Consider the following 14,921-nt stretch of genomic DNA (forward strand, 5'->3'; position numbering starts at 1 on the left):
TATGACGCTTGAACGAATCAGCGCCTTTATCACTTACTGCATCGCCGTGCTGCTGGCATGGCTGGGCGATCTGTCGCTCAAGGATGCGTCAACGGTTGGCGGCGTACTGATTGGTGTGCTGATGCTGGCTATCAACTGGTACTACAAACACCAGTCTTTCAAATTGTTACGTGGCGGCAAAATTTCGCGGGGGGAATATGAATCCTTCAATCGTTAAGCGCTGCCTTGTCGGGGCGGTGCTGGCTATCGCCGCCACGCTGCCCGGTTTCCAGTCGCTTCATACCTCCGTCGAGGGGCTGAAACTGATTGCCGATTACGAGGGATGCCGCCTGCAGCCTTATCAGTGCAGCGCGGGCGTATGGACCGACGGGATCGGCAATACATCTGGTGTGGTGCCGGGCAAAACCATCACGGAACGGCAGGCGGCGCAGGGACTTATCACCAATGTGCTGCGCGTAGAGAGGGCGCTGGATAAATGTGTGGTGCAGCCGATGCCGCAAAAGGTCTATGACGCGGTGGTGTCGTTTGCTTTCAACGTGGGCACCGGCAACGCCTGCAGCTCCACGCTGGTTAAGTTGCTGAACCAGCGGCGCTGGGCGGATGCCTGCCATCAACTGCCGCGCTGGGTATATGTCAAAGGTGTGTTTAATCAGGGGCTGGACAACCGCCGCGCGCGGGAAATGGCCTGGTGCTTAAAAGGAGCATAACGGAATGAAAAAGAAAGTCATGAGCGTTTTTTTCCAGCTGGCATGGGCTGCGTTGTTGGTTATCAGCCTGCTGTATCCGCGCAGCGGTGCGCCGGTTCTGGTTGGTGCGTCTGTCTGGGTGTCATGCTTCCTAGCCTGGCTGCTTGCTGCGCTGTGCGCTGTCGGGTGGTTCGCCGGAGATCGGGCGCGCGATGAGGTCAGGGCGGCATTGCTGAAATTCAGGGCGCACCCCGTAAAACCCGTGCGTACATGGGTAATCAGGCTGCTTATTGTTCTGTGCCTGGCATTTTCTGGATGGGTGATCACCCTGGTGTTTTACCTGCTGACGCTGGTTTTGTATCAGATTGCCCGCGCGCAGCTTCATGAGCCGATGGCGGCCTGATGCGTGCGCTGGCGGTAGTGCTGGCGCTGGTACTTGCGGCGCTGGGCTGGCAGTCATGGCGGCTTAACAATGCCAGCCACACCATCGAAACGCAGGGCGCGGCGCTGAAAAGCAAAACGCAGGAGCTGACGAAGAAAAACAGCCAGCTGATCGGCCTGTCCATTCTGACCGAAACCAACAGCCGGGAGCAGGCGCGGCTTTATGCGGCAGCGGAACAGACCACCGCACTTCTGCGCAGCCGCCAGCACCGGATCGAGGAACTGAAACGTGAAAATGAGGATTTGCGCCGCTGGGATGATACTCCTTTGCCTGCTGACATTATCCGGTTGCGGGAGCGTCCGGCCCTCGCCGGAGGTGCAGCTTACCGTGAGTGGCTGTCCCAGAGTGACGCAGTGCCGTCTGGAAAGGTCAGCGCCGCGCAGTAACGGCGATCTGAACGCGGTGCTGGATGAAACCGAGGCCGCCTGGGCGGTCTGTGCTGACAAAGTGGACACGATTATTGCGTGTCAGGAGCGAGACAGTGAACAAACCGCAGTCCTTACGCAGCGCCCTGAATAAAGCGGTTGCTTATGTCCGCGACAACCCGGACAAGCTGCACCTTTTCGTTGATAACGGCTCACTGGTAGCAACCGGTGCCAGCTCCATGTCATGGGAATACCGCTACACCCTGAACGTGGTGATCGAGGATTTCAGCGGCGACCAGAATCTGCTGATGGCTCCTGTGCTGCTGTGGCTAAGTGACAACCAGCCGGATGCTATCAATAACCCGGAGCTGCGCGAAAAACTGTTCACCTTTGAAGTGGATATTCTGCGCAACGATGTGTGCGATATCAGCCTGAACCTGCAACTGACGGAGCGCGTGCTGGTTAGCACTGACGGTAGCGTGTCAAGCGTTGAAGCGGTGCCGGAGCCGGACGAACCCGAAGAAATGTGGACGGTGAAACGTGGATGAACTGCAGAGGGTGGATGACTGGCTGACGGCGCTACTGGCGAATCTGGAGCCTGCCGCGCGCAGCCGTATGATGCGGCAACTGGCGCAACAGCTGCGCCGGACACAGCAGCAGAACATCAGGCTGCAGCGTAATCCTGACGGCAGCGGTTATGAGCCGCGCCGGGTGACAGCCCGCAGCAAGAAGGGGCGCATCAAACGCCAGATGTTTGCAAAGCTTCGTACCACAAAATACCTGAAAACAACCGCCAGTGCGGACTCCGCCAGCGTGCAGTTTGATGGCAAGGTGCAGCGCATTGCCCGTATTCACCATTACGGCCTGCGGGATCGCGTCAGCCGAAAAGGCCCGGAGGTCCGCTACGCAGAGCGCCGCCTTTTGGGCGTGAATGATGAGGTGGAAACCATCACCCGTGACACTCTGCTGCGCTGGATGGCGGGGTGATCTTTGTGCCACCGCTGGCACAAGCGCCCGCGCTGCCTCCCTTTTCCCTCTGATGGCAACCTTTCGTTATGAATGCACAACTGACCGAAATAATGCGCCTTATCACCAACCTGATCCGCACCGGCACCGTGACCGAAGTGGACCGGGAAAACTGGCTGTGCCGGGTGAGAGTGGGCGAGCTTGAAACCAACTGGATTAACTGGCTGACGCTGCGTGCCGGTGGTGCCCGTACATGGTGGTGCCCGTCGCCGGATGAGCAGGTGGTGGTGCTGAGCATGGGCGGCAATCTGGAAACTGCTTTTGCGTTGCCTGCCATCTACTCCAATCAGTTTGCACCGCCGTCGGACTCCGTGGACGGTTGCGTGACGGAGTACCCGGACGGGGGCTGGTTTGAGTATGAACCCGCCACCGGGCGGTGGCATGTCCGGGGTATCAAATCCATGGTGATCGAGGCGGCGGACAATATCACCCTCAAAACCGGTGAGTTTGTGGTGGAGGCTGATACCACGCGCATTAACAGCGAGGTGGTGATCAATGGCGGCGTCACCCAGGGCGGCGGCGCAATGAGTTCTAACGGGATCGTAGTTGATGACCATGAGCATACTGGCGTTCTGAAAGGCGGCGACAACACGGGGGGGCCGGTATGACGCTGTATATCGGCATGAGCCAGGGCAACGGCAAGGTCATTACTGATACGGACCATCTGCGCCAGTCAGTGCGGGATATTCTGCTGACGCCGCAGGGCAGTCGGATCGCCCGCCGAGAATATGGTTCCCTGCTGTCTGCCCTGATTGACCAGCCGCAGAACCCGGCGCTACGCCTGCAGGTCATGTCTGCGGTCTATGTGGCGCTGAGTCGCTGGGAGCCTCGGCTTACGCTGGATTCCATCACCATCAGCAGCAATTTTGACGGCTCTATGGTGGTTGAGCTTACCGGGCAGCGCAATAACGGCGCGCCGGTTTCCCTTTCCGTATCAACAGGAGCAGAGAATGGCAGTGATTGACTTTTCCCAGCTGCCCGCGCCGCAGATAGTGGACGTACCGGATTTTGAGACGCTGCTGGCTGAGCGCAAGGCCGCCTTTGTGGCCCTTTACCCGGCATATGAACAGAAGGCTGTTATGCGAACATTAGCGCTGGAATCTGAACCCGTCACCAAGCTGCTGCAGGAAAGCACCTACCGAGAAATCCTTTTGCGCCAGCGTATTAACGAGGCAGCGCAGGCGGTCATGGTGGCATATGCCATCGGCGGCGATCTCGATCAGCTGGCAGCCAACTACAACGTGAAACGCCTGACGGTAACGCCTGCCGACAACGACGCGGTGCCGCCAGTCGCGGCAGTAATGGAAAGCGATGATGCGCTGCGCCTGCGTGTTCCGGCTGCGTTTGAGGGGTTGTCCGTTGCGGGGCCTACGGCGGCCTATGAGTTTCACGCCAAAAGCGCGGACGGGCGTGTGGCAGACGCCAGCGCAACCAGCCCGGCACCGGCGGAGGTGGTGCTTACCGTTCTGAGCCGTGAGGGTGATGGTACGGCAGAGGCTGATCTGCTGGCGGTGGTGGAGCAGGCGCTTAACAGCGAGAATGTGCGTCCGGTGGCAGACCGCCTGACGGTGCGCAGCGCCGAAATAATCCCGTACAGCGTGGATGCAACGATTTTTCTTTATCCGGGGCCGGAAGCTGAGCCGGTGATGGCGGCGGCAAAAGCCAGCCTGCAGAAGTACATCGCCAGTCAGACGCGGCTGGGCCGTGATATCCGTCGCAGCGCAATTTATGCCGCGCTGCATGTTGAGGGCGTCCAGCGTGTGGAGCTGGCCTCCCCGTTGGCAGATGTTGTGCTGGATAAAACACAGGCGGCGTCCTGTACGGAATGGAGCGTGACCAACGGGGGAACGGATGAATAGCCTGCTGCCGCCCGGTTCATCGCCGCTTGAGCGCCGACTGGCGCAGACCTGCAGCGGGATTTCCGATCTGCAGGTGCCACTGCGCGATTTATGGAACCCGGCAACGTGTCCGGTCAGCTTTCTGCCGTATCTGGCGTGGGCGTTTTCCGTAGACCGCTGGGACGAAAGCTGGACGGAGAGCGTCAAGCGCCGTGTGGTGCAGGATGCTTTCTATATCCATCAGCACAAGGGGACAACCAGCGCCGTGCGGCGCGTGGTGGAGCCGTTCGGCTTTCTGATCCGCATCATTGAGTGGTGGCAGACCGGCGAGCAGCCGGGCACGTTTCGCCTGGATATTGGCGTGCAGGACCAGGGCATCACGGAAGAAACGTATCTGGAACTGGAGCGACTGATCGGTGACGCCAAGCCGTGCAGCCGCCATCTGATCGGTATGTCCATCAACCTGCAGACCAGCGGCCCTTATTTTGTGGGCGCAGCCACCTACACAGGCGAAGAAATCACGATCTACCCGTATATCAACGAAACCATTATTTCCGGCGGCACCGCTTATGAGGGCGGGGCGGTCCATGTTATTGACACAATGAGAGTGAATCCATGAGCGCAAAATTTTATACTCTGCTGACGGATATCGGCGCGGCGAAACTGGCAAGCGCCGCCGCGCTCGGTGTTCCGTTGAAAATAACCCAGATGGCTGTGGGTGACGGTGGCGGCGTGCTGCCGACTCCAAGCGCGCAGCAGACAGCGCTGGTTGCTGAAAAACGCCGCGCTTCCCTCAATATGCTGTACATCGATCCGCAGAACAGCAGTCAGATTATTGCTGAGCAGGTTATCCCCGAAACTGAGGGCGGTTGGTGGATTCGTGAGGTTGGTTTGTTCGATGAAACCGGCGCACTGATTGCCGTGGGCAACTGCCCGGAGAGCTACAAGCCGCAGCTGGCGGAGGGGAGCGGACGCACGCAGACAGTGCGAATGGTGCTAATTACCAGCAGTACCGATAACATTACCCTGAAAATTGACCCGTCAGTGGTTCTGGCAACCCGCAAATATGTGGATGACAAGGTGCTGGAGCTTAAGGTGTATGTGGATGATCTGATGGCTAAACACCTTGCCGCAGCGGACCCTCATACTCAGTATGCCACTAAGGAAAGTCCTACGCTGACGGGGACGCCGAAAGCACCAACTGCACCGGCAGGAACCAATACCACGCAGATTGCCAGCACAGCGTTTGTGCAGGCTGTGGTCACGGCGCTAAATAACGCACTGGCGCTGAAAGCTCCACTGGCAAGTCCTTCCCTGACCGGAACGCCAACGGCTCCTACTGCAGCGCAGACCGTGAGCAATACGCAGATTGCAACTACTGCATTTGTGAAATCAGCTATTGCGGCACTGGTTGCATCATCCCCGGCGGCGCTGGACACGCTGAATGAGCTGGCGGAAGCGTTGGGTAATGATCCGAACTTCGCCACCACCATGACAAATGCGCTGGCAGGCAAACAGCCACTGGATGCCACGCTGACAAGCCTCAGTGGCAAAAGTATTTCAGGCCTTCTCCAATACCTTCAATTGGGAGAAGCGGCAAAAAGGGAGGTGGGAATGTGGCCGAACCAGATCCCCGATATGGGATTTTTTCAGGCGATAATTGCTACAGGAAACACATTGCTTAAATTCCCTTTCATTGACCAATACGGCAACGCCAAAACAATTATGGTGCAGTGTGTCACCATTCAAACAAGAGGTGGTGTAGATGGGGGTTATCAGCTTCCCTATGCTTTTCCTAATGCCGGTCTTTTTGCAACAGGAAACCGTGCAACATCTGGCTACAATGCTGCTATGAACGTGCGAATCGCCAGTAATACTACCGTTAGCATACAAAACTGGGCTCCTTCTGGAGCTTTAGAAGATTGCTGTTTGATTGTCGTAGGTTGGTGAAAATGAATAAATTTTATAATGGCTCCTTTTATCTCTTCTCCATGAAAGAATCGTATGAAAAAGCGGGGACATGGCCTGTGAACGGGGCTGATGTTGATGATGAAACAATGGCAATTTATACGGGAGTTGCACCGCAGGGTAAAATCCTCGGTTCAGATAAAGAGGGTAAACCGGTCTGGGTGAATATCCCGCCACTATCCGCAGAACAACAGATTGTTCAGGCTGAACAGAAAAGAACAACATTGCGTTCAATTGCTGATAAAGAAATAGCCTGGCGGCAGGATGCCGTTGATTCAGGAATTGCGACGGAAGGAGAAACCGTTGCTTTGTCCGAATGGAAGAAATACCGGGTACTTTTGATGCGTGTTGATTGCAGTAAAGCCCCGGATATTAGCTGGCCTGAACCACCCAAAGATTAATCCCATCCCCGCACCTGCGGGGATTTTTTTGTCCCTTCCATTGTGCCATTCCCCACACACAGCACGGCGCGTGCGCCGCGCGCATATCAACCAGAACATAGGCATACCCCCTGTAAACCGGAGAGACTGCCTTATGGCTCAGGATTACCACCACGGGGCGCGCGTTGTTGAAATCAACGAGGGCACCCGAACTATCACCACGGTGAGCACCGCCATCGTGGGCATGGTCTGCACCGGCGATGATGCTGATGCGTCCATGTTTCCCCTTAATAAGCCGGTCCTGCTGACCGATGTGCTGACCGCCAGCGGTAAAGCGGGCGAATCTGGCACGCTGGCCCGTTCGCTGGATGCCATTGCCGACCAGGCTAAACCCGTGACCGTCGTTGTGCGTGTGGCGCAGGGCGAAACCGAAGCGGAAACCACCTCCAACATTATCGGCGGCGTGACTGCTGACGGTAAAAAAACGGGCATGAAAGCGCTGCTTTCAGCGCAGTCGCAGCTGGGCGTCAAGCCTCGTATTCTCGGCGTGCCGGGGCATGACACGCAGGCGGTTGCCACTGAGCTACTGAGCGTGGCGCAGAGTCTGCGCGGGTTTGCCTACCTGTCCGCCTATGGCTGTAAAACGGTGGCGGAAGCCATTGCCTACCGCGCTAATTTCAGCCAGCGCGAGGGGATGCTGATCTGGCCTGACTTCATCAACTTTGACACCGTGCTGAATGCAGATGCGACGGCTTACGCCTCCGCCCGTGCGCTCGGCCTGCGCGCCAAAATTGACGAACAGACCGGCTGGCATAAAACCCTGTCCAACGTGGGCGTGAACGGCGTCACCGGCATTTCCGCTGATGTGTTCTGGGATCTGCAGGACCCGGCAACCGATGCAGGACTGCTCAACCAGAATGACGTTACCACGCTTATCCGTAAAGACGGCTTCCGCTTCTGGGGTTCCCGCTGCCTCAGTGACGATCCGCTGTTTGCCTTTGAGAACTACACCCGCACGGCGCAGGTGCTGGCTGACACCATCGCAGAAGCGCACATGTGGGCGGTGGATGGCGTGCTTAACCCGTCGCTGGCCCGTGACATTATCGAAGGTATCCGCGCCAAGCTGCGCAGCCTGAAAACGCAGGGCTACATCATCGGCGCAGACTGCTGGCTGGATGAGTCGGTGAACGACAAAGACTCCCTGAAAGCCGGGAAACTCACTATCGACTACGACTACACGCCGGTGCCGCCGCTTGAAAACCTGATGCTGCGCCAGCGCATCACCGATCAGTACCTGCTGGATTTCTCCAGCCAGGTCAGCGCGTAAGGGGACACCATGGCTTTACCACGCAAGTTAAAACACCTGAACCTGTTCAACGACGGGAACAACTGGCAGGGGATCGTTGAGTCTCTGACCCTGCCGAAATTCACCCGCAAGTTTGAGAAGTATCGCGGCGGCGGTATGCCGGGCGCGGTGGATGTGGACATGGGGCTGGATGACGGCGCACTGGACACGGAATTTTCAATCGGCGGCACCGAACTGCTGTTATTTAAGCAGATGGGCAAGGCCACGGTTGACGGAATCCAGCTGCGTTTCACCGGCTCCATTCAGCGTGACGATACCGGCGAAGTGCAGGCCGTTGAGCTGGTTGTGCGCGGGCGTCATAAAGAAGTGGATTCCGGCGAGTGGAAAACCGGCGAGAGCAGCAGCACCAAGGTCAGTAGCACCAACAGCTACGCGAAGCTGACCATTAACGGCGAAGTGCTCTATGAGGTCGATCTGGTCAACATGGTTGAAATCGTTGACGGCGTGGACCTGATGGAAGAACACCGTAACGCCCTCGGCCTCTGATTAACCTTAACGGCGCGGGCAGCCGCGCCAGTAGTTTATTAACAGGAAACGAACATGAGCGACAAACTGACTGAAAAGACCGTAAAACTGGATACCCCCATCATGCGCGGTAAAACTGAAATTACCGAAATTGTGCTGCGTAAGCCGCAGTCCGGCGCACTGCGTGGCACCCGTCTGCAGGCCATTATGGATATGGACGTGGGCGCGATGATGACTGTGATCCCGCGAATCTCCTCCCCGACGCTGACCGCGCAGGAAATGGCAGAGCTGGACCCCGCCGATCTGACAGCAATGGCTGTAGAGGTGGTTACTTTTTTGTTGCCGAAGTCGGTGCTTGCCGATTTGCCGACAACCTGACGGTTGATGATCTGGTGGCAGATATTGCCACCATCTTTCACTGGTCGCCGTCCATCACTGACGTTATGCCGCTGACTGATGTGCTGGAGTGGCGGCATAAGGCAATTCAGAGAAGCGGGGCCAGCGATGAGTGATAATAACCTGCGACTGCAGGTAGTTCTGGGGGCGGTGGATAAGTTAACCCGCCCATTTAAAAATGCACAGGCTGGCTCTAAGGAGCTGGCATCAGCTATTCGACAAACCCGCGATCAGATTAAAAAGCTGAGTGATGCTGGAGGTCAGCTTAAATCTTTCGATAAGCTAACTCAAAGTGTTAGCCGTACTGGTGCCGAACTGGATCAGGCGAGGCTACGCGCTCAAATGATGACGCGCGAAATGTCTTCTTTGGAATCCCCGACAAAAAAACAAACGCAGGCGCTTGAAGCTCAGTGGCGTGCTGTTTCACGTCTTGAACAAAAACAGCAACAGGAAACTCGCCAGATGGCGGCAGCCAGGGCTGAGCTTTATCGGCTGGGGTTATCTGCTGGGGGCGGAGCGCGTGAGACGGCACGGATTGCACGAGAAACTGAGCGGTATAACCGACAGTTGGCTGAGCAGGAGCGCAGGCTGCGTGAAGTTGGCGAGCGTCAGCGAAAGCTCAACGCCATCAAAGCCAAGGCTGAAAAGACCCGCGAGTTAAGGAACTCTCTGGCAGGTAATGGTGCAGGGGCGATGGCGGCTGGGGTAACTACTGGCATGACGTTGCTGGCTCCAGTAAAAGCCTATTCAGAATCAGAAAATGCAGCGAATCAGCTCGCCGGTTCAATGATGGGGCCGGGCGGAAAGGTAGCGCCTGAATTTGAAAAAATTAACCGGCTTGCAGTTGCTTTGGGCGATAAGCTGCCGGGAACAACAGCCGACTTTCAGAACATGATGACTATGCTACGCCGTCAGGGTATGTCGGCGCAGGTCATCCTGGGCGGCTTGGGAGAGTCAGCAGCTTATCTTGGCGTGCAGTTACAGATGGCTCCCACTGCAGCAGCTGAGTTTGCGGCTAAGTTACAAGATGCTACTCAGACCTCCGAAAAAGACATGATGAATCTGATGGACGTGATCCAGAAAGGATTCTACGCAGGGGTAGATTCAGGAAATATGCTGCAGGGGTTCTCAAAAATCAGCAGCGCGATGGATATTATTCATAAAAAGGGATTGGACGCGGCTAAGACATTTGCTCCTCTATTAGTTATGGCTGATCAGGCTGGTATGGCTGGAGAGTCAGCTGGTAATGCCTACCGAAAAGTATTTCAGTCCGTCATGAATACGGAAAAAGTGAAGGATGCTAATGATGAACTAAAAGGCACTGGCGTTAAGTTCGATTTTACGGATGGCAAGGGGGAGTTTGGCGGGCTGGAGAAAATGTACACGCAGTTAGCTCAACTCCAAAAGCTTAATACTGAGAAAAGGTTAGCTACTCTAAAAGGTATTTTTGGGGATGATGCGGAAACGCTGCAGGTGCTAAATATTATGATTACCAAAGGCATCTCAGGCTATCGTGAAACGGCTTCAAAGTTACAAAATCAGGCTTCTCTACGCGAGCGTGTTGATGCCTCCTTGAATACTCTTGGTAATAAATGGGAAGCCGCTACAGGTTCCTTTACCAATGCTATGGCTAGTATCGGTGAAACAGTTGCCCCAGCATTAAAGAAGCTGGCTGACTGGTTGGGTGAACTGGCTTCGCGTCTGGATGGTTTTGTTAAACGACACCCACAATTGACCTCTGCGCTGTTTAAGTTGGCAGCTGGTTTTGCCATTGTTGCCACCGCCGCTGGGGTTGTTTCACTGGCGCTGGCGTCCGTGCTAGGGCCGATGGCAGTAGTGCGAATGAGCGCAGGGGTGATGGGGCTAAAATTTTCATCTGCATTTGGGCTTATTGGGAAAGTAATAAGTTCTGTTGGCAAGTCAATTATATGGCTGGGCCGATTGATGTTTGCAAACCCTATACTGGCTGTCATTGGGCTGATCGCCGCTGGTGCTATTTATATCTGGCAGAATTGGGACACGCTTGGGCCAAAGTTCAAGGCCATGTGGGATGCCGTATGTAATGCCACAGGTACGGCATGGGATTGGATTAAAGAGAAGGCCAGCGCCGCATGGGAGGGGATTAAATCACTGTTCTTTAATTATACCTTGCCGGGATTAATAGCTAAAAATTGGGATGCAATAAAATCTGGCGTTTCTGAGGCGTGGGCTAATATCAGGCAATCTATTAGTGATAAATGGAATTCGATCCTGGCTGATGTTGCCGCGCTTCCTGCGAAGTTTCAGGACATGGGCAGCGCCATTATTGACAGTATTCTTAATGGAATTAATGCCAAATGGGAGGCACTAAAAAGCAAGCTTTCCTCAGTCACCGATTATCTGCCTGACTGGATGACCGGAAATAATAAAACACAAGGCAAAGCACAGGTGCAGGTGGTTGGTGGAGCAGCGGCTGCTGCGGTTCCGTTTGCAGGCATGTATGACAGCGGTGGCACGATCCCGCGTGGTCAGTTTGGCATCGTTGGGGAGAACGGCCCCGAAATAGTGAACGGCCCCGCAAGTGTGACCAGCAGACGGCGCACTGCTGCGCTGGCTTCCGTCGTTGCAGGCGTCATGGGCGTAGCGGCAGCGCCTGCAGAGGCTGCTCCACTACATCCTTACAGTCTGCCTACTGTGGCATATAAACAAAGCCAGCCAGCGAAATCTGGCAGCGCGCCGCCTGTGATGCACTTTGAAACTCACGCGCCGATCACTATCTATGCTCAGCCAGGGCAAAGTGCGCAGGATATTGCCCGTGAAGTTGCCCGACAGCTTGACGAACGCGAGCGCAAGACCAGGGCTAAAGCACGCAGCAATTTCAGTGATCAAGGGGGATATGAATCGTGATGATGGTACTGGGGTTATATGTCTTCATGCTGCGCACAGTGCCATATCAGGAGCTGCAGTATCAGCGAAGCTGGCGACACGCCGTCAACAGTCGGGTGAACCGGCGACCATCAACGCAGTTTCTTGGCCCGGATAATGACTCGCTGACGTTATCTGGCGTACTGCTGCCGGAAGTCACCGGGGGCAGGCTGTCATTGCTCGCGCTGGAGCAAATGGCAGAGCTGGGAAAAGCATGGCCCCTGATTGAGGGAAGCGGGACCATTTACGGCATGTTTGTGATCGAGAGCCTGAGTCAGACAAAAACGGAATTTTTTGAAAGCGGAATGCCTCGCCGTATTGAGTTTACGCTGACCCTGAAAAGGGTTGATGAGTCGCTGTCCGATATGTTCGGTAGTCTCAGCGATCAGCTCAGTAACCTGAAGGACTCTGCAACGTCTGCGATAGGTAATATTAAAAATACGGTTGGAGGGTTGCTGCAGTGAATTTTAGCTCTGGTTTTTTTAACCTGAACAGCAAAAGCCCGGCTTTCAGTATCACCATTGAAGGTAAGGACGTGACTACCGCGCTGGATGCACGCCTGATAAGTCTGACGCTGACCGATAACCGGGGTTTTGAGGCTGACCAGCTTGATCTGGAGCTGGACGACACCGACGGGCAGATCGTTTTGCCACGACGTGGTGCCGTTATTCAGCTGGCGCTGGGGTGGAAGGGCCAGCCGCTTTTCCCAAAAGGGGCATTTACGGTGGATGAGATTGAGCACAGCGGTGCTCCTGATCGTCTGACTATCCGTGCCCGTAGCGCTGATTTCCGTGAAACCCTCAATACCCGGCGCGAAAAGTCATGGCACCAGACAACCGTTGGCGATGTGGTAAAGGAAATTGCAGCACGGCATAACCTCAAAATGGCGCTGGGTAAAGACCTGACGGACAAGGCGCTGGATCACATGGACCAGACCAATGAAAGCGATGCCAGTTTCCTGATGAAGCTGGCGCGCCAGTATGGGGCGATTGCTTCCGTTAAGGATGGAAACCTGTTGTTTATCCGGCAGGGGCAGGGAAGAACGGCGAGCGGCAAGCCGTTGCCGGTTATCACCATTGAGCGTAAAGCCGGTGACGGTCATCGTTTTACCCTGGCTGATCGTGGTGCTTATACCGGCGTAATTGCCAGTTGGCTGCATACCCGCGACCCCAAAAAAAAAGAAACAACCAAAGTTAAGCTCCGTCGGAAGAAAACCTCTGCGCCAAAAGAGCCGGAAGCAAAACAGGGTGATTATCTGGTGGGAACGGATGAAAACGTGCTGGTTCTTAATCGTACTTACGCAAACCGCAGCAATGCTGAGCGTGCGGCAAAAATGCAATGGGAGCGCCTGCAGCGTGGTGTTGCGTCATTCTCCCTGCAGCTCGCTGAGGGCCGGGCAGACCTCTACACCGAAATGCCAGTAAAAGTGAGCGGCTTTAAGCAGCCTATCGACGATGCCGAATGGACCATTACAACTTTGACGCATACGGTCAGCAAGGATAATGGTTTCACTACCAACCTTGAGCTTGAAGTAAAGATAGATGACTTAGAGATGAAATAATTTTGTTCACAAAATGGATGCCTGATGTATCATTGTGTGATTAATTAAATCGGCGGGGAGACAGGGATATGATGAATTGTCCGAAATGTGGACATGCGGCACATACCCGTAGCAGTTTTAGAGTTTCTGATAACACAAAAGAACGATACTGCCAGTGCCAGAATATCAACTGTGGCGCAACTTTTGTTACTCATGAAACTGTTGTGAGATACATCGCTACCCCCAACCTAATTGACCACGCCCCGCCCCACCCATCAATGGGAGGGCAGGGCCATATGGGCTTTTAAAGCCACTGATAAGGTTTACATTTTTTCGATTAAACTGGTTCTGTATTCTTCAGCTTGCTTGAAATCCATGGAGCCAGTTTTTTTACACTCAATCCCACCGCCATTTATTTTGTAGCCCTGATCTGATGTGACGTTCCATAGAGTGATTTTTTTGATTGTCTCTGGATTCCACTTGTTCATAAAGTAGTCGTCACATATCGCACTGAACATGGATTTAGCAGCGTCTATCATTAGTGCTTGCTTGTTATATCTGATGGTCAGCTCACCACCTTCCAATACCTGAGTCCTGGTATCATAACCAGCTATCAGATTTTCTATGGAGTTGGGTATTTTGTCCGCGAATGCGCTCTGAGATGTGATTAGTAACAGAGCTACTAAAGGTTTTTTCATGCGAGATCGTCCTTTAAAAGTAAGAGTACGTGAAAAACCTGCTGCCATTTTGCTGCCACTGGCTCTAAAGATAAGAAAAAGCCACCTAAAAAAGGTGGCTTAACTTGATGATTTTAAAGCTAAAATTTGGTGGCCCCTGCTGGACTTGAACCAGCGACCAAGCGATTATGAGTCGCCTGCTCTAACCACTGAGCTAAGGGGCCGTGGCGGTGGATTATAAAGTAACTCTGCGTTGCAATCCAGACATAAGCGTACGGATGCTGTTTTTATAAACAATGTATTTTCAGTCCGTTATACTTGTTCCCTTGATGTATTGTTCGGAGTAATTATGGTTAAGGACATACTGGCGCCGGGGCTACGGGTGGTGTTTTGCGGCATTAACCCAGGGCTGTCTTCCGCAGGTACAGGATTCCCCTTTGCACACCCCGCTAATCGCTTCTGGAAGGTCATCCATCAGGCGGGATTTACCGATCGTCAGCTAAAACCTGAAGAGGCACAGCACCTGCTGGACTTCCGCTGCGGCGTGACTAAATTTGTCGACAGACCAACGGTGCAAGCCAATGAGGTGAAGCTGCAGGAGATGCGTAGCGGCGGTCGTCTGCTCATTGAGAAAATTGAGGAGTATCAGCCTGCGGCGCTCGCTATCCTTGGCAAGCAGGCATTTGAGCAGGGTCTTAGCCAGCGTGGGGCGCAGTGGGGGAAACAGACGTTGACCATTGGCGCGACGCAAATATGGGTATTGCCGAATCCCAGCGGGTTAAGCCGGATCACGCTGGATAAACTGGTGGAGGCGTATCGGGAAGTGAATGACGCCTTGCTCAGGCGAGGACTATAAAGAAAAACGCCA

At 54.7% G+C, this 14,921-nt stretch carries 23 protein-coding genes and 1 tRNA gene; 22 read left to right on the top strand and 2 right to left on the bottom strand.

Annotated features, from left to right (window positions below; all coding sequences use genetic code 11):
- Window position 1: 1 nt before the first annotated feature.
- The 21 genes from OGV77_RS12100 (at window position 2) to OGV77_RS12200 (ending at window position 13,684) form a co-directional block, all read left to right on the top strand.
- Window positions 2-217, top strand: coding sequence for an HP1 family phage holin (locus tag OGV77_RS12100; RefSeq protein WP_000171565.1), 216 nt, complete (start codon window positions 2-4; stop codon window positions 215-217).
- On the top strand, window positions 198-707 hold the full coding sequence (locus tag OGV77_RS12105) for a lysozyme (RefSeq protein ID WP_001069919.1): 510 nt from the start codon (window positions 198-200) through the stop codon (window positions 705-707). Before OGV77_RS12100 ends, OGV77_RS12105 begins: the two co-directional genes overlap by 20 nt.
- A gap of 4 nt (window positions 708-711) precedes the next feature.
- Window positions 712-1,089, top strand: coding sequence for a DNZ54_00345 family protein (locus tag OGV77_RS12110; protein WP_010835207.1), 378 nt, complete (start codon window positions 712-714; stop codon window positions 1,087-1,089).
- The gene (lysB, locus tag OGV77_RS12115; protein WP_286502744.1) at window positions 1,086-1,514 is read left to right on the top strand and encodes an Rz-like lysis system protein LysB; all 429 of its coding nucleotides are present in this window, start codon (window positions 1,086-1,088) and stop codon (window positions 1,512-1,514) included. Before OGV77_RS12110 ends, lysB begins: the two co-directional genes overlap by 4 nt.
- On the top strand, window positions 1,402-1,647 hold the full coding sequence (gene lysC / locus OGV77_RS12120; protein ID WP_072600794.1) for an Rz1-like lysis system protein LysC: 246 nt from the start codon (window positions 1,402-1,404) through the stop codon (window positions 1,645-1,647). Before lysB ends, lysC begins: the two co-directional genes overlap by 113 nt.
- Window positions 1,610-2,041 carry a phage tail protein gene (locus tag OGV77_RS12125; protein ID WP_013098790.1) on the top strand — a complete coding sequence of 144 codons (432 nt, stop codon included), beginning with the start codon at window positions 1,610-1,612 and terminating at the stop codon, window positions 2,039-2,041. Before lysC ends, OGV77_RS12125 begins: the two co-directional genes overlap by 38 nt.
- Window positions 2,034-2,480 (top strand): phage virion morphogenesis protein, encoded by a 447-nt coding sequence (locus OGV77_RS12130; RefSeq protein WP_286502695.1) that lies wholly within the window; start codon window positions 2,034-2,036, stop codon window positions 2,478-2,480. The genes OGV77_RS12125 and OGV77_RS12130 overlap by 8 nt, the downstream gene beginning before the upstream one ends.
- 68 nt (window positions 2,481-2,548) lie before the next feature.
- Window positions 2,549-3,127 (top strand): phage baseplate assembly protein V, encoded by a 579-nt coding sequence (locus OGV77_RS12135; RefSeq protein WP_087051176.1) that lies wholly within the window; start codon window positions 2,549-2,551, stop codon window positions 3,125-3,127.
- Window positions 3,124-3,483, top strand: coding sequence for a GPW/gp25 family protein (locus OGV77_RS12140; RefSeq protein WP_087051177.1), 360 nt, complete (start codon window positions 3,124-3,126; stop codon window positions 3,481-3,483). Before OGV77_RS12135 ends, OGV77_RS12140 begins: the two co-directional genes overlap by 4 nt.
- Complete coding sequence (locus OGV77_RS12145) at window positions 3,470-4,378, top strand: baseplate assembly protein (protein ID WP_286502696.1); 909 nt, start codon at window positions 3,470-3,472, stop codon at window positions 4,376-4,378. Before OGV77_RS12140 ends, OGV77_RS12145 begins: the two co-directional genes overlap by 14 nt.
- Window positions 4,371-4,976: a phage tail protein I gene (locus OGV77_RS12150; RefSeq protein WP_023226481.1), complete on the top strand. Its 606-nt coding sequence runs from the start codon at window positions 4,371-4,373 to the stop codon at window positions 4,974-4,976. Before OGV77_RS12145 ends, OGV77_RS12150 begins: the two co-directional genes overlap by 8 nt.
- Entirely contained in the window at window positions 4,973-6,307 is a 1,335-nt protein-coding gene (locus tag OGV77_RS12155) for a phage tail protein (RefSeq protein ID WP_286502697.1), read from the top strand. The genes OGV77_RS12150 and OGV77_RS12155 overlap by 4 nt, the downstream gene beginning before the upstream one ends.
- Before the next feature lie 2 nt (window positions 6,308-6,309).
- The gene (locus OGV77_RS12160) at window positions 6,310-6,726 is read left to right on the top strand and encodes a tail fiber assembly protein (protein ID WP_087052951.1); all 417 of its coding nucleotides are present in this window, start codon (window positions 6,310-6,312) and stop codon (window positions 6,724-6,726) included.
- Window positions 6,727-6,859: 133 nt separating this feature from the next.
- A complete protein-coding gene (locus tag OGV77_RS12165; RefSeq protein WP_286502698.1) occupies window positions 6,860-8,032 on the top strand; it encodes a phage tail sheath protein in 1,173 nt (390 codons plus the stop codon).
- A gap of 9 nt (window positions 8,033-8,041) precedes the next feature.
- Entirely contained in the window at window positions 8,042-8,557 is a 516-nt protein-coding gene (locus tag OGV77_RS12170; RefSeq protein ID WP_001207650.1) for a phage major tail tube protein, read from the top strand.
- Window positions 8,558-8,611: 54 nt separating this feature from the next.
- Complete coding sequence (locus OGV77_RS12175; protein ID WP_001280965.1) at window positions 8,612-8,914, top strand: phage tail assembly protein; 303 nt, start codon at window positions 8,612-8,614, stop codon at window positions 8,912-8,914.
- A gap of 14 nt (window positions 8,915-8,928) precedes the next feature.
- Window positions 8,929-9,048 carry a GpE family phage tail protein gene (locus OGV77_RS12180; protein ID WP_000763315.1) on the top strand — a complete coding sequence of 40 codons (120 nt, stop codon included), beginning with the start codon at window positions 8,929-8,931 and terminating at the stop codon, window positions 9,046-9,048.
- Window positions 9,041-11,818: a phage tail tape measure protein gene (locus OGV77_RS12185; protein WP_286502699.1), complete on the top strand. Its 2,778-nt coding sequence runs from the start codon at window positions 9,041-9,043 to the stop codon at window positions 11,816-11,818. The genes OGV77_RS12180 and OGV77_RS12185 overlap by 8 nt, the downstream gene beginning before the upstream one ends.
- Window positions 11,815-12,300 carry a phage tail protein gene (locus tag OGV77_RS12190; RefSeq protein WP_286502700.1) on the top strand — a complete coding sequence of 162 codons (486 nt, stop codon included), beginning with the start codon at window positions 11,815-11,817 and terminating at the stop codon, window positions 12,298-12,300. Before OGV77_RS12185 ends, OGV77_RS12190 begins: the two co-directional genes overlap by 4 nt.
- Window positions 12,297-13,397 (top strand): phage late control D family protein, encoded by a 1,101-nt coding sequence (locus OGV77_RS12195; protein WP_286502702.1) that lies wholly within the window; start codon window positions 12,297-12,299, stop codon window positions 13,395-13,397. The genes OGV77_RS12190 and OGV77_RS12195 overlap by 4 nt, the downstream gene beginning before the upstream one ends.
- Before the next feature lie 68 nt (window positions 13,398-13,465).
- Window positions 13,466-13,684: an ogr/Delta-like zinc finger family protein gene (locus OGV77_RS12200; protein WP_226302822.1), complete on the top strand. Its 219-nt coding sequence runs from the start codon at window positions 13,466-13,468 to the stop codon at window positions 13,682-13,684.
- 15 nt (window positions 13,685-13,699) lie between these two features.
- On the opposite strand, the gene OGV77_RS12205 is transcribed toward OGV77_RS12200, so the two are convergent.
- Together OGV77_RS12205 and OGV77_RS12210 are read right to left on the bottom strand one after the other, a co-directional pair.
- Window positions 13,700-14,074, bottom strand: a complete 375-nt coding sequence (locus OGV77_RS12205; RefSeq protein WP_226302823.1) for a hypothetical protein — start codon at window positions 14,072-14,074, stop codon at window positions 13,700-13,702.
- Between the two features lie 127 nt (window positions 14,075-14,201).
- A tRNA-Ile gene (locus OGV77_RS12210) sits at window positions 14,202-14,277 on the bottom strand.
- A 125-nt stretch (window positions 14,278-14,402) separates the two neighbouring features.
- Between OGV77_RS12210 and mug the strand changes: the two genes are divergently transcribed.
- Complete coding sequence (gene mug, locus OGV77_RS12215) at window positions 14,403-14,909, top strand: G/U mismatch-specific DNA glycosylase (RefSeq protein ID WP_047408510.1); 507 nt, start codon at window positions 14,403-14,405, stop codon at window positions 14,907-14,909.
- The last annotated feature ends 12 nt before the right edge of the window (window positions 14,910-14,921 follow it).

The organism is Citrobacter sp. Ce129 (assembly GCF_030334545.1).
Taxonomy (GTDB): Bacteria; Pseudomonadota; Gammaproteobacteria; order Enterobacterales; family Enterobacteriaceae; genus Citrobacter; species Citrobacter europaeus.

What these genes read in the sequence shown, in the direction of transcription:
- OGV77_RS12100 (WP_000171565.1), top strand. Translation starts at nt 2, where the DNA reads ATGACGCTTGAACGAATCAGCGCCTTTATCACTTACTGCATCGCCGTG.
- OGV77_RS12105 (WP_001069919.1), top strand. Translation starts at nt 198, where the DNA reads ATGAATCCTTCAATCGTTAAGCGCTGCCTTGTCGGGGCGGTGCTGGCT.
- OGV77_RS12110 (WP_010835207.1), top strand. Translation starts at nt 712, where the DNA reads ATGAAAAAGAAAGTCATGAGCGTTTTTTTCCAGCTGGCATGGGCTGCG.
- OGV77_RS12135 (WP_087051176.1), top strand. Translation starts at nt 2,549, where the DNA reads ATGAATGCACAACTGACCGAAATAATGCGCCTTATCACCAACCTGATC.
- OGV77_RS12140 (WP_087051177.1), top strand. Translation starts at nt 3,124, where the DNA reads ATGACGCTGTATATCGGCATGAGCCAGGGCAACGGCAAGGTCATTACT.
- OGV77_RS12145 (WP_286502696.1), top strand. Translation starts at nt 3,470, where the DNA reads ATGGCAGTGATTGACTTTTCCCAGCTGCCCGCGCCGCAGATAGTGGAC.
- OGV77_RS12150 (WP_023226481.1), top strand. Translation starts at nt 4,371, where the DNA reads ATGAATAGCCTGCTGCCGCCCGGTTCATCGCCGCTTGAGCGCCGACTG.
- OGV77_RS12155 (WP_286502697.1), top strand. Translation starts at nt 4,973, where the DNA reads ATGAGCGCAAAATTTTATACTCTGCTGACGGATATCGGCGCGGCGAAA.
- OGV77_RS12160 (WP_087052951.1), top strand. Translation starts at nt 6,310, where the DNA reads ATGAATAAATTTTATAATGGCTCCTTTTATCTCTTCTCCATGAAAGAA.
- OGV77_RS12165 (WP_286502698.1), top strand. Translation starts at nt 6,860, where the DNA reads ATGGCTCAGGATTACCACCACGGGGCGCGCGTTGTTGAAATCAACGAG.
- OGV77_RS12170 (WP_001207650.1), top strand. Translation starts at nt 8,042, where the DNA reads ATGGCTTTACCACGCAAGTTAAAACACCTGAACCTGTTCAACGACGGG.
- OGV77_RS12175 (WP_001280965.1), top strand. Translation starts at nt 8,612, where the DNA reads ATGAGCGACAAACTGACTGAAAAGACCGTAAAACTGGATACCCCCATC.
- OGV77_RS12185 (WP_286502699.1), top strand. Translation starts at nt 9,041, where the DNA reads ATGAGTGATAATAACCTGCGACTGCAGGTAGTTCTGGGGGCGGTGGAT.
- OGV77_RS12200 (WP_226302822.1), top strand. Translation starts at nt 13,466, where the DNA reads ATGATGAATTGTCCGAAATGTGGACATGCGGCACATACCCGTAGCAGT.
- OGV77_RS12205 (WP_226302823.1), bottom strand. Translation starts at nt 14,074, where the DNA reads ATGAAAAAACCTTTAGTAGCTCTGTTACTAATCACATCTCAGAGCGCA.
- mug (WP_047408510.1), top strand. Translation starts at nt 14,403, where the DNA reads ATGGTTAAGGACATACTGGCGCCGGGGCTACGGGTGGTGTTTTGCGGC.